Source organism: Agrobacterium sp. P15N1-A, assembly GCF_044626815.1.
Lineage (GTDB): Bacteria > Pseudomonadota > Alphaproteobacteria > Rhizobiales > Rhizobiaceae > Agrobacterium > Agrobacterium leguminum.
Genome location: NZ_JBIUPF010000011.1, coordinates 34,991 through 47,011, shown reverse-complemented (window position 1 = coordinate 47,011; position 12,021 = coordinate 34,991). Strand labels below are relative to the sequence as shown.

The 12,021-nt window shown below is 59.7% G+C and carries 9 protein-coding genes and 1 tRNA gene; 5 read left to right on the top strand and 5 right to left on the bottom strand.

Annotated features, from left to right (window positions below):
- Positions 1–58 precede the first annotated feature (58 nt).
- The gene (locus tag ACIK7D_RS26450) at positions 59–202 is read right to left on the bottom strand and encodes a DUF1127 domain-containing protein (protein ID WP_003495735.1); all 144 of its coding nucleotides are present in this window, start codon (positions 200–202) and stop codon (positions 59–61) included.
- 481 nt (positions 203–683) lie between these two features.
- Positions 684–830, bottom strand: coding sequence for a DUF1127 domain-containing protein (locus ACIK7D_RS26445; protein WP_004433052.1), 147 nt, complete (start codon positions 828–830; stop codon positions 684–686).
- Positions 831–1,491: 661 nt separating this feature from the next.
- Here ACIK7D_RS26445 and ACIK7D_RS26440 point away from each other — a divergent pair.
- From ACIK7D_RS26440 to ACIK7D_RS26425, 4 genes are all read left to right on the top strand, one after another.
- A tRNA-Leu gene (locus ACIK7D_RS26440) sits at positions 1,492–1,574 on the top strand.
- Between the two features lie 239 nt (positions 1,575–1,813).
- A complete protein-coding gene (tig, locus tag ACIK7D_RS26435; protein ID WP_400157993.1) occupies positions 1,814–3,292 on the top strand; it encodes a trigger factor in 1,479 nt (492 codons plus the stop codon).
- A gap of 212 nt (positions 3,293–3,504) precedes the next feature.
- Positions 3,505–4,032 carry an AAA family ATPase gene (locus ACIK7D_RS26430; protein ID WP_400157992.1) on the top strand — a complete coding sequence of 176 codons (528 nt, stop codon included), beginning with the start codon at positions 3,505–3,507 and terminating at the stop codon, positions 4,030–4,032.
- Between the two features lie 263 nt (positions 4,033–4,295).
- Positions 4,296–4,946 (top strand): hypothetical protein, encoded by a 651-nt coding sequence (locus tag ACIK7D_RS26425; protein ID WP_127756905.1) that lies wholly within the window; start codon positions 4,296–4,298, stop codon positions 4,944–4,946.
- Positions 4,947–5,194: 248 nt separating this feature from the next.
- Here ACIK7D_RS26425 and sthA read toward each other — a convergent pair whose 3' ends face one another.
- The 3 genes from sthA to ACIK7D_RS26410 all read right to left on the bottom strand — a co-directional run bounded on the left by sthA (position 5,195) and on the right by ACIK7D_RS26410 (position 9,942).
- Positions 5,195–6,598 (bottom strand): Si-specific NAD(P)(+) transhydrogenase, encoded by a 1,404-nt coding sequence (gene sthA / locus ACIK7D_RS26420; RefSeq protein ID WP_004433043.1) that lies wholly within the window; start codon positions 6,596–6,598, stop codon positions 5,195–5,197.
- A gap of 753 nt (positions 6,599–7,351) precedes the next feature.
- Positions 7,352–7,885 carry a DUF1003 domain-containing protein gene (locus tag ACIK7D_RS26415; protein WP_080816914.1) on the bottom strand — a complete coding sequence of 178 codons (534 nt, stop codon included), beginning with the start codon at positions 7,883–7,885 and terminating at the stop codon, positions 7,352–7,354.
- Between the two features lie 116 nt (positions 7,886–8,001).
- On the bottom strand, positions 8,002–9,942 hold the full coding sequence (locus ACIK7D_RS26410) for an LTA synthase family protein (RefSeq protein ID WP_400157991.1): 1,941 nt from the start codon (positions 9,940–9,942) through the stop codon (positions 8,002–8,004).
- 222 nt (positions 9,943–10,164) lie between these two features.
- Between ACIK7D_RS26410 and ACIK7D_RS26405 the strand changes: the two genes are divergently transcribed.
- Positions 10,165–11,844, top strand: coding sequence for an NAD+ synthase (locus ACIK7D_RS26405; protein WP_080816915.1), 1,680 nt, complete (start codon positions 10,165–10,167; stop codon positions 11,842–11,844).
- Positions 11,845–12,021: the final 177 nt, after the last annotated feature.

The window sequence follows — 12,021 nt, the reverse complement described above, 5'->3', positions numbered from 1 at the left end:
TACCTGTCGCTCAATCGTCGCGCCCTGGAGGTCGGGCAGCGGGACGATCGTTTACGCCTTAGCGGAACGAACGGGCTGCTACGTTACGGATGTCGTAACGGGTCAGGCCGATGTCGCTCAGAGCCTGGTTGGAAAGGCTGCCAAGTTCGTTGATCGTGCGGCGGTAGGAGATCCAGTTCTTTGCGATGCGGATGGGGTTCATGGTCGTTTCCTCAATCTATCTCTGTTGATTTCGTCTGCCGGCTCAGTGTTTCTCTGTGCTCTCGGCTGTTGAGGTTTATATATAGACATTGAGCCATGTTGTGCAGTGCAGAATTTAGGCTACTGCCATGCATTTGTGCAGTATGTCGGCTAAATTTGCGGCTTTGAATATCATCTGGACAAAATATGAGCGGAAATGCCTGTGTTTCAGGCGGTTTTGACGGGTTTTGCAGCCTTTGGCGGCGCTAAAGAGGCTTTCCGGTGTAAAAAGGCGCATCGGGAGGGGCTCGGACGCTATCCGGGCGCTGCGCAAATGGTCGGCCATCGATGCATTTTTCATCGGCTGACACTGCGGGCGGCTGCGGCAGTGCCGCTTCCACCCGGAGAACCGCCCAAAACGAAAAAAAGGCCGGAGGCGGGAGCCTCAGGCCTTTTTGGGTAGGTCGTCTCGCGTCCGCCGCAAGGAGCGGCGGGGCGTATAATCAGAAGCCGACGGCGGTCTTGGCGACGCGGCGGATGTCCTGGCGGCCAATGCCGAGGTCACTCAGTTCGCGGTCGGTCATGCGGCCGAGTTCGGTTACGGTCTGACGATACTTGCGCCAGTTGGTGAGCGAGCGTGCAATGTTCATTTTCATCTTCCTCTTCGTGCTGTTCAGTCTCTGCGGCCAGTCTTGGGAGGCTTTGGTCCGGGGCTGAACTCGATCTCTGTATGACCATGAATATAATCGGTTTAATCAAAACAAAAACAGACAAAGCAAGATGTCACCTATGCACCCATTGCAATGCAAGCCGGTAAATCAGGCCGATTTCGGCGATTCATGCATAATTTGTGACCAATTTGTGTGCTTTTGGTGATCGTCCGGGGCTTCGGCAGTGCGAAGGCGTGAGGGATGACCGGATAAGGGGCGGGGCAGGGTGCGGAAGCCCTGAATCGCTGGTTTGGAGCATGGGCCGGCAATCTGGCAATGTGGACTGCGGCGCGCGCTATATAATGTCAATGTAGCCGCATAAATATTGCCAGTTTTCCGCGCCTGCCTGCATGCGATATGCCGGGTGAGGCGGATCGGGAAGTCGATGAGAGGCGGATGCGGTGCGGCTTGCCGTTTTCCGCCCGGAATCGCCTCCGCCCGGCTGTTGCGCCCTGTCCCCCGGTGCGGGCGGCGAATAAGCGGAGAGGGCGGCCGGCTTCTGCCACCGGCGCGGGGATGAGAAAAGTCCGGAGGAAACGAAAGGCGGCGATAAGGCGTGCTTGACCCTTTCTGAACATTGTGACATACCGCCGCCCAACGTGCGGGTATGGCGGAATTGGTAGACGCATTGGTTTTAGGTACCAACGCTTCGGCGTGGGAGTTCGAGTCTCTCTACCCGCACCACAAGCAAGGCATGGCTGTGCCACGCTTGCGCCAGAGTGCATCTTTATAAGATGCGGGGAGCTTCGGGGTTCATTTCTCCCCTTTGGTCTTTTCTCCGGTGCAGGCTGAATGGTGTCCGGCAGGCGCTTGTGTAAAGAAATAAGGGAAGCCACGGCCGGGGAACGATGTTTCCGGCGCAGTGCTCGAAAGTAAACCAACGGCTGTCTGAGCACCGCCGCCATGATGTGAAGGTTAGGAAAATGCAGGTTATCGAAACGCTCGCTGAAGGGCTGAAGCGCGAACTCAAGGTCGTTATTCCGGCCGCCGACATGAAGGCCCGTCTGGACGAGCGCCTGGTTGACGCCAAGGACAAGGTTCGCATCAACGGCTTCCGTCCCGGCAAGGTGCCGATGGGCCACCTGAAGAAGATGTACGGCAAGTCCATCATGGCTGACCTCGTCAATGAACTGGTTCGTGAAAAGCCGACCGAAATTCTCTCCAGCCGCGGCGAAAAGTCTGCTACCCAGCCGGCCATCTCCATGACTGAAGACGAGCAGGAAGCCGAAAAGATCCTGTCGGCTGAATCCGATTTCGAATTCACCGTTGCCTATGAAATCATCCCGGCCATCGAACTGAAGGCCAATGACGGTATCAAGGTTACCCGCGAAGTTGTTGAAGTCTCCGAAGACGAAATCAACGAGCAGATTCTCAAGATCGCTGAAAGCGCCCGCACCTACGAGACCAAGAAGGGCAAGGCCGCTGACGGCGACCGCGTCACCATGAACTATCTCGGCAAGGTTGACGGCGTTGCCTTCGACGGCGGCGCTGCTGAAGATGCTGAACTGGTTCTCGGTTCGGGCCGCTTCATCCCCGGCTTCGAAGACCAGCTGGTCGGCGTCAAGGCTGGCGATGAAAAGACCATCACCGTTACCTTCCCGGCTGACTACCCGGCTGCAAACCTTGCCGGCAAGGAAGCCAACTTCGACATCACCGTCAAGGAAGTTGCCGCTGCTGCTGCCGTTGAAATCAACGACGAACTGGCTGAAAAGCTCGGTCTCGAATCGGCTGAAAAGCTGAAGGAAATCGTCAAGGGCCAGATCGAAAGCCAGTACGGCAACGTCACCCGCCAGAAGGTCAAGCGCCAGATTCTCGACCAGCTGGACGAGATGTACAAGTTCGACACGCCGGCTGGCCTGGTTGACGCCGAGTTCGACAACATCTGGCGCCAGATCAACACCGATCTTGCCCAGTCCGGCAAGACCTTCGCTGACGAAGACACGACCGAAGAAGAAGCCCGCGAAGAATATCGCAAGCTGGCTGAACGCCGCGTCCGTCTCGGCCTCGTTCTCTCCGAAATCGGCGAAAAGGCCGGCGTCGAAGTGACCGAAGAAGAAATGCAGCGCGCGCTGTTCCAGCAGCTGCAGCAGTTCCCGGGCCAGCAGAAGGAAATCCTCGATTTCTTCCGCAACACCCCCGGCGCTTCCGCTTCGCTGCGCGCTCCGATCTTCGAAGAAAAGGTCATCGACAAGCTGCTCTCCGAAATCTCGGTAACGGACAAGACCGTTTCCAAGGAAGAGCTGCTGGCTGACGACGCCGAAGAAGCAACGGAAACCAAGAAGAAGGCCCCGGCCAAGAAAAAGGCTGCCGCCAAGGCTGACGACGCCGCTGAAGGCGAAGAAGCCGCTCCGAAGAAGAAGGCTCCGGCCAAGAAGAAGGCCGCTGAAGGCGACGCCGAATAATCTTCTTCAGTGTAAGCTGATTGAACAAGGGGCCGTGGCGAAAGCTGCGGCCTTTTTGTTTGGGCGTCTGGTTTCCTGGCGCTGTTTGCGCGGTTTCAGACTTTTGACATCGTTGCGTTATTCTGGATCGCTATCGTCAGAAACCGTGGCTGCCGGATCGGAAAGTATCGGCACCATCGCCACAATGCCTGGGAAGGTTGAAGGGTCGTGCCATGGGTGTCAGAAACTATTTGATCGAGGGTGTTTCCGGCACGGGTAAAACCTCGGTGGCAACGGAACTCCAGCGGCGTGGCTATCATGTCATCCACGGCGACCGTGAGCTTGCCTACAAGGGCGATCCTGAAACCGGCGAACCGGTCGATCTCTCCCTGTTTCAGGGCGATGGGGATATGGTCTACCGACACCGGCGTCATATTTGGGATGTCGAAAAAGTTCAGGCGCTTGTGACGGATCGGCGTCATACAAACACGTTCTTCTGCGGCGGCTCCAGAAACTTTCAGCGTTTTATAGAGCTCTTCGATCAGGTTTTCGTTCTGGATGTCGACGTCGCGACCCTGCGAAGACGGTTGACAGAAAGGCCCGAGGGCGAGTTCGGCGGAAAACCGGCCGAACGCGAGTTTGTCCTGCAACTCCATGCGAGGAAAGAAGACCTTCCCGCAGATGCAACGGTCATTGATTCATCAAGGTCCTTGGACATGGTGGTCGACGATATTCTGGCCCGCTGCGTTGTCTCAGCCTGAGGAAACTTGCAGCGCGCGGGCTTCCATATCTTCGTTTCGATCACAATGCAGTGCAGCATAATTTTTTGCTGCATCTGCTCTTGTTCATCTCCCGTTCATCTGGCACCCTGCTCAGCATGATTTGCCCCGGCCGCTGCATGCGGTCGTTCGGGCATTATGTGCCGCTCTTGTGCGGCCTTATCGCTGCCAAACCATTGGCCTTAAGCTTTTACCGTGCCTGCCGGGTTCTCCCGGTGCGCCCTTAATTTGCAAGGGGACAGGATATGTCGCCACGAACGGGTTTTACCCTTCTATTGTCTCTTTTCACCGCCACGGGCACCACGGCCCATGCCGATGAGGCGGGGCTGATCTGGAAGCCGGTGAAGAATTCCGACCGTTCCTATACGGCGCGCATCGGCGCGAAACTGCCGGTCGATACGCCCATTCGGGCGGGACTGGAAATGGGCATGAATGCCTCGAAGACGGGGCAGGTGGTGGATACGCCGGTGCGGGTATGGGGCAATGTCACGCTGCTGGCCGAACAATTGCCCGGCGTCTCGCTTGCGCGCGATGTCGGTGTGATCGTCAACGCGCTGACGGGATCGAGCAGCGTTTCCGTGACCTCGCAGCAGAAGCGCATCGTCACTCCGGAGCTGGATATCGAGGCGAACCGCAATTTCACCGTGCGTTATGACGGCACGGCGCAGCAATGGAACGGGCTGGATGTATCGCAGTCGCTGCGCCTTTCCCGCTCCGAAACCGGCACGGCGTTTGTGCTGACGGGGGCGAGCCGCAATAGTTTCAACGAGTTCAGCAGCGGCGTGGCGGTGGAGCAGAAACTGGGCGATCACCTGACGGTGCGGGGGACGCTCGATCAGGGTTATGCGGATCATTTCCGGCCGGGGGTGAGCGCGCGGTATAGTATTCGGTGGTGAGGGGACTGGCTGTCTGCGCCGGGGTCGTCTCTAGATAAATGGGAAGCTGCAGATGAATGTCTCTCTTCCGTCATGCCGGACTGATCCGGCATCCAGCCACGGCGCGTCTGCGCCGTGAGGGGAGTCTTTTCAGCCCAAGGACTTGGGCTGGCTGGACCCCGGATCAAGTCCGGGGTGACGGGGAGAGGAGGCTACGACCTTGCCACGAGCGGCCGCATGGCATTTGGCAGTTCTGCCGAATACTCCGCTCAATCCTTCTTGATCTCACCCATGCGGTTCCACGCATCCAGCCCCGCAATCTTGTAGGCTTCGGCAAGGGTCGGATAGTTGAACGTATTTTCCACGAAATATTCCACAGTGCCTTTCAGGTTCAGCACCGCCTGGCCGATATGCACCAGTTCGGTCGCGCCTTCGCCGACGATGTGGACGCCCAGCAGGCGGCGGGTTTTCAGCGAGAAGATCATCTTCAAGAGGCCGCTGTCGAGGCCCATGATGTGGCCGCGCGAGGTCTCGCGGAAATGGGCGATGCCACATTCATAGGGAATGCCGCGTTCAATGACTTCTTCTTCCGTCAGGCCGCAGGTGGAGATTTCCGGCACGGCATAGATGCCATAGGGGAAGAATTGCGGCGGTTCGCCGGCCGGTGCGCCGACGGCGTGGCGGGCGGCGATGCGGCCCTGTTCCATGGAGGTGGAGGCAAGGCTCGGGAAACCGATGATGTCGCCGGCGGCATAGATGTTCGGCACCGAGGTCTGGAAGGTCTCGGGATCGACCTTCAGGCGGCCGCGGCTGTCGGCCTCCAGCCCGCAGGCCGAAAGGTTGAGCGTATCGGTGGCGCCGACGCGGCCGGCGGCAAACAGCACCGTCTCGGCCTTCAGCACGCGGCCATTGCCGAGGGAGACGAGGCATTTGCCGCTTTCGTCGCGCTCCACTTTTTCCGCCTTCTGGCCGAAGATCAGCTTCATGTTGCGGTCGCGCAGCTGATAGGTGAAATCCTCGACGATTTCCTTGTCGATGAATTCCAGCATGGTCTCGCGCGGCTCCACCACCGTCACCTGCGTGTCGAGCGCGCTGAAGATGGTGGCATATTCGATGCCGATGACGCCGGCGCCGACCACGACCATGGAGCGCGGCAGTTCCTTGATCTCGAGAATCTCGTCCGAGTCGAGCACCGCCTCGCCATCGAAGGGAATATGCGGCGGCCGGTAGGGGCGGGTGCCGATGGTCAGCAGGATGGAGGTGCCCGTCACGGTCATGATCTCGCCGTCGCTCTTCACCACCTTCATCGTATTGGCGTCGATGAAGCTCGCCGTGCCGCGAATGTGCTGCACGCGGTTGCGGGCGAACTGGTGTTCCAGCACTTCCACTTCGTGATCCAGCGTGATGAGCAGGCGGCGGCGCAGGTCTTCCGCATCGATCTCCTGCTTGACGCGATAGGCGCGGCCGTAAAAACCGCGCTCGCGCCAGCCGGTAAGGTTGAGCGCCGTCTCGCGCAGGGTCTTCGATGGAATGGTGCCGGTGTGCACGGAAACGCCGCCGACGCGGCTGCCCTTCTCGATGACCAGAACCCTCTTTTCGAGCTTGGCGGCCTGAATGGCGGCCCGTCTTCCCGCCGGACCGCTGCCGACAACAATCAGATCGAACTGGTGCATGAAAAACCCCGGAACAGAATTATTGCAATGACCGGATGTCGCATCCGGCACGGCGTCGCCGCGAAATGGTCGTGATGCCATTTTGACGATGGGGAGTGATTCCCCCTCAGCCTTGCCCGCAAGAGTGCAATGCAACAAACGCCTGCGTCAATCTGTAGCGCAAGAATCTGACGGATTCGTAACTGGGGGTGAGGTTTCAGGAGGTTGTGCGATTCATGGAGGGCGAAGGAGCGTGGGGCTTACCCCCCTCTGCCCTGCCGGGCATCTCCCCCTCAAGGGGGGAGATCGATCTGCGGGCAGGTTTCGCCCATCTCGATATTTGCGAATGAAGTGGTGTTCGCGCCTCCTGCCGATCTCCCCCCTTGAGGGGGAGATGCCCGGCAGGGCAGAGGGGGTAAAGCCCCACGCTCCTCCCTTCACTCCTGAAAACGCCCTAAAACCCCAACAGCTTCATCCCGCCCGGCGCTGCCGGTCGGGGATGGGGCAGCGTGCGTCGGGCGATTGCCCGGCTGCGCTTCGGTTGAGGTTGGTGTGGGTCGGATGCGTTGCGCAGCCGGGTCTTTCACCATGCCGTATTTCGCAAAGGGCCGTGCACCGCGCTTTGCGAAATGGTCCTGTCGTCACGAACGCGCCACCGTCCCTATCAGAACCGTCCCTCGGTTTCCGCCACGTCTGGCGTCCACCCGGCGGGACTGCGTTTAATCTAACAGCGCGTCGCGGAGTGGGGAAAAGCGGGGATGAATTTTTCCGGCGTCAGTCTTCCTTGCGGGTGACATGGCGGTGCAGTGCGGCAAGGTCCTGACGGAGCGCGGCCAGTTCGGCCAGCACTTTCACATCGATCTTTTCATGCAGGGAAAGAACCTCAAGCTCGGCCTTCAGGTTCACCTCGTAGTCCTTGGCGGCCTCGAAACGGTCGCGGGCGGCCTGGCGGTTCTGCGACATCATGATGATCGGCGCCTGAATGGCCGCCAGCATGGAAAGCAGCAGGTTGAGGAAGATGAAAGGGTAGGGATCGAAAGCGCCGGTGGTCAGGATGATGGTGTTGATGATTGCCCAGAAGATCAGGAAAAAGCAGAAACCGAGGATGAAACCCCAGGAGCCTCCGACCCTGGCGATATTATCGGCCAACCTGTCGCCGAGACTGGCGCCGGCGGAAAATTCGGCATTGGTGTCGCGCGAAATCAGTTTTTTCTGGTGCGACAGTTCCAGAATGCGCCGCTCCACTTCGCCGATTTCGCGGGAGGAACGCTTGAAATGCGAAACGATATAGTCGGAGATATCTGACACGGTGTGTCTCCGGTTCTGATGGGGCGATGCGGATGTTTCCCGAGATAAACCCGCATGGCGGTGGAATTCAAACGATTTCCACCGCCATGCGGTTCAGGCGTCCCCGCCGAAAAACATCAGACCGATGGCGCGCCCTCGTGCAGCCAGTTGAAACCGGGGAAGAAGCGTTCGCGGCCATATTGCTGGCCGAACATCATGTCGAATTGCAGCAGGCGGTAATCGCGCACCACGTCGGGAACGGCATTGGGCGCGATCGACCAGTCGGGCAGGGCCTTGCCGTCGGTCGTCACCAGCATATGCCGGTCGATGACGGAAAAGGCCTGCTGCACTTCGCCAAGCGTGCCGGTATAGAAAGGATCGGAGAAGCCAGCCGTCTTCAGCACGTGATAGGGCAAAAGCGCCGGGCTGATGGTGCCGATATTCTTGCGCACGCCCTTCTTTGAGGACCAGACGACGAGCGGCGTCTCGTGTTCCTTCTTCATCACCTCCAGCGGCGCGCGGCGGCTGGCCACCATGCCCGGCATATAGCCGCTTTCCACGAAGGTCTGACCGAGCGGCGGCAGGTGATCGCCGAAGAGGACGATGATGGTTTCACGGTCGCGCTTCTTCGCCCAGCGCATCAGTTTCAGCAGCGCTTCGTCGGCTTCCGCCACGCCTTGAGAATAGGTGGCGAGCGCCTGCGAGGCCGAGGCAGAAAGGGCGCCTTCGACGCCAATGGTGTTCTCGGCATAACGGGTCGCCTCGTAGGGACCATGTCCCTGAAGGGTGACGGCGAAGAGGAAGAGCGGGTTCTGCGCCTTCTCGGCCGTCGCCATGATCTCGTCCATCAGCGCATCGTCGGAGGCGAAGTTGCCGCGTTTTTCCATGGCGGGCAGCGTCTCTTCGGAGCGGAATTCCTCGAAGCCGAAATTCTGATAGACCTGCTTGCGGTTCCAGAACCATTCCTGGAACGGGTGCATGGCGATGGCGGAATAACCTTCGCCACGGAAGAAGCTGGCGAGCGAGGGCACGGGGCGGCGGATATATTGCTGATAGGGAATGCTGCCATAGGGCAGGAAGGCGTTGGAAAAGCCGGTCAGCGCCTCGAATTCCACATTCGCCGTCATGCCGCCGAATTCCGGGGAAAAGACGTTGCCGGACTGTTTGGCGCGGATCGTCGGCATGGGATCGGCGGAGAGGTTCACATTTTCCAGCTGCGTCGGATCCCACAGCGATTCGCTCATCAGCATGATGACATCGGGGTAATCGCCCTTGTTGGCGGCGAAGGCGGCGGGCTCGGAGGTCAGGTCGGCAATGGTGTTTTCGCCGTAACCCTGCGGCGCCGAGACATTGGCCATCGGAATATTGAAGGCAAAGGCCATCAGGAAGCCGTTATGGCGGTAGTTTTCCTGCTGATCCCACATCATAGGAATGATGTTGAGGCGATCGCGCACCCAGGAATAATGCGAATAGTCCATAAGCGAGGCAAGACCGGCAAGAAGCGGCAGCGCCAGCGCGAGACCGGCGGTGCGTTCGCGCCAGCTCAAGCCCGGTGAATGGCGGCGCGCCAGCAGCCACAGCGCTGCGAGAGCGGCAATCGTGGCGCAGATGCCGAGGGCGACGAGGGCTGCCGTCAGCGGCTGGGCCTTCAGCATGGTCGGCAGAAGCTCGAGGATCTGGCGGCCAAACAGCAGGTCGGATGGATAAAGCGGATCGGAAAGATAGGTCTGTTTCTGCGCCGAAATCAGCCCCGTCAGCGCGCAGAGCGGCGCAAGCGCGATTAGCGACAGGTAACGCCTGCCAAGAAGTGCATCCAGCGCCACGAGGAGGGCAAGCACGGCGGCAATGGTGGTCATGCCGGGGCGGGCGGAGGAGGTGAGGAAAGCGCCGACATCCGTGAGCGAACCGCGGGCGATCCACTCCAGCGCCACGACCAGCACGACGGACGCGACCGTCAGATTGGCAAGCGGATAGGCGATGCCCGAAAGCTTGGAAAGGCTCCTTGTCCATGCAGGCGAAAAGACGAAACCAGCCTTTTCGGAAGCCGTTGTTTTTGGCGCCGAATCTCTCAAACCCATACTCCGGTATTGCAGGCGGCACGGCCGATCCGGGGAGGTGAATCGGGTGTCGCAAAAGTGTCATGTAACTGTCACATAAGCGCGATGAACGCGACATGAACTTTGAAGAGTCTGGCGGGTGCGGCGATAACCTTAGCGTGAACGCGCGCGGACGAAGCGTAACGGACGCCGCCATGCAATTGCCGCGTTGCGGAGCGGGCAAGGGCGCGGTATTGAAAAGCCATGAGCGACAGACACGATATAGAGAACCATCTCCGGATTGCCGTTGGGCAGTTCAATCCCACTGTTGGCGACGTGGCGGGCAATCTCGCCAGGGCGCGCGAGGCGAGGGCCGATGCGGCGACGCAGGGCGCCGATCTTCTGCTGCTGACGGAGCTCTTCATATCCGGCTATCCGCCGGAAGATCTGGTGCTGAAGCCGGCTTTCCTGAAAGCATGCCTGAAGGCCGTGGAAGAGCTGGCGGCGGAAACCGCCGATGGCGGGCCGGGCGTCGTCATCGGTTTTCCACGACAGGGTGAGACGGGCCGGCACAATTCCGTGGCGCTTCTGGATGGCGGCAAGATCATCGCGCTGCGCGACAAGATCGACCTGCCGAATTACGGCGAGTTCGACGAGAAGCGTGTTTTCTCTGAGGGCTCGATTTCCGGCCCCTATAATTTCCGGGGTGTGCGGATCGGTATTCCGATCTGCGAGGAAATCTGGAACGATATGGGTGTCTGCGAGACGCTGGCCGAAAGCGGGGCGGAAATCCTGCTGGTGCCGAACGGTTCGCCCTATTATCGCGGCAAGCTGGATGTGCGCCATCAGGTGGCGCTGCGGCAGGTTATCGAAAGCGGCCTGCCGCTGGTCTTCGCCAACCAGCTGGGCGGGCAGGACGAGCTGGTGTTTGACGGTGCAAGCTTTGGCTTCAATGCCGATAAGACGCTTGCCTTCCAGATGAGCCAGTTCGAGGCCACACTTGCCGTTACCGACTGGAAACGTACGGCCGATGGCTGGCATTGCGACAGCGGGCCTTTCTCGAAGATTCCCGAAGGCGAGGAGGCGGATTACCGCGCCTGCATGCTAGGCTTTCGCGATTACGTCAACAAGAACGGCTTCAAGAGCGTGGTTCTCGGCCTTTCCGGCGGCATCGATTCGGCGATCTGTGCCGCCCTAGCCGTCGATGCACTTGGCGAGGAGCGGGTGCGCTGCATCATGCTGCCTTACCGTTATACATCGGAAGAATCGCTGAAGGACGCGGCCGATTGCGCCAAGGCGCTGGGCTGCCGTTACGATATCGTGCCGATCGTCGAGCCGGTGGAGGGTTTCCTCTCGGCGCTTTCCGATCTCTTCGAGGGCACGGAAGAGGGCATTACCGAGGAAAACCTGCAGAGCCGCACGCGCGGCACCATTTTGATGGCCGTTTCGAACAAGTTCGGCTCCATGGTGGTGACGACGGGCAACAAGTCGGAAATGTCGGTGGGTTATGCCACGCTTTATGGCGACATGAATGGCGGTTTCAACCCCATCAAGGACCTCTACAAGATGCAGGTCTATGCCATTTCCAGCTGGCGCAATGCCCATGTGCCGCCCGGCGCGCTCGGCCCTTCCGGCGAGGTGATCCCGGCCAATATCATTTCCAAGGCTCCATCGGCCGAATTGCGCCCCAACCAGACCGACCAGGACTCGCTTCCGCCTTATCCGGTGCTGGACGATATTCTTGAATGCCTGGTCGAGAAGGAAATGTCGGTCGAGGAAATTCTGGCTCGCGGCCATGATGTGGCGACCGTGCACCGGGTGGAGCATCTGCTCTATCTCGCCGAATACAAGCGCCGGCAATCGGCCCCGGGTGTGAAGATCACCAAGAAGAACTTTGGGCGTGACCGGCGTTATCCGATCACCAACCGGTTCCGGGATCGGTGATTGAAGGAAGGCGCTGGTAGCGGATGTTTTGCCCGGCGTTGCCGCCGTTTCTTCTCCCCGTCGGGGAGAAGGTGGCCCGAAGGGTCGGATGAGGGGGCAACCTCTCGATTTATCTCTACCGTCGCCCCCTCATCCCACTGCCGCGGACTTCCCCCCTGCGGGGAGAAGAAACAAGTG

Bases quoted from the DNA above. Each gene is read 5' to 3' on its own strand.
- ACIK7D_RS26430 (WP_400157992.1), top strand. From the start codon at position 3,505: ATGGGTGTCAGAAACTATTTGATCGAGGGTGTTTCCGGCACGGGTAAA.
- ACIK7D_RS26405 (WP_080816915.1), top strand. From the start codon at position 10,165: ATGAGCGACAGACACGATATAGAGAACCATCTCCGGATTGCCGTTGGG.
- ACIK7D_RS26410 (WP_400157991.1), bottom strand. From the start codon at position 9,942: ATGGGTTTGAGAGATTCGGCGCCAAAAACAACGGCTTCCGAAAAGGCT.
- ACIK7D_RS26425 (WP_127756905.1), top strand. From the start codon at position 4,296: ATGTCGCCACGAACGGGTTTTACCCTTCTATTGTCTCTTTTCACCGCC.
- ACIK7D_RS26450 (WP_003495735.1), bottom strand. From the start codon at position 202: ATGAACCCCATCCGCATCGCAAAGAACTGGATCTCCTACCGCCGCACG.
- tig (WP_400157993.1), top strand. From the start codon at position 1,814: ATGCAGGTTATCGAAACGCTCGCTGAAGGGCTGAAGCGCGAACTCAAG.
- ACIK7D_RS26445 (WP_004433052.1), bottom strand. From the start codon at position 830: ATGAACATTGCACGCTCGCTCACCAACTGGCGCAAGTATCGTCAGACC.
- sthA (WP_004433043.1), bottom strand. From the start codon at position 6,598: ATGCACCAGTTCGATCTGATTGTTGTCGGCAGCGGTCCGGCGGGAAGA.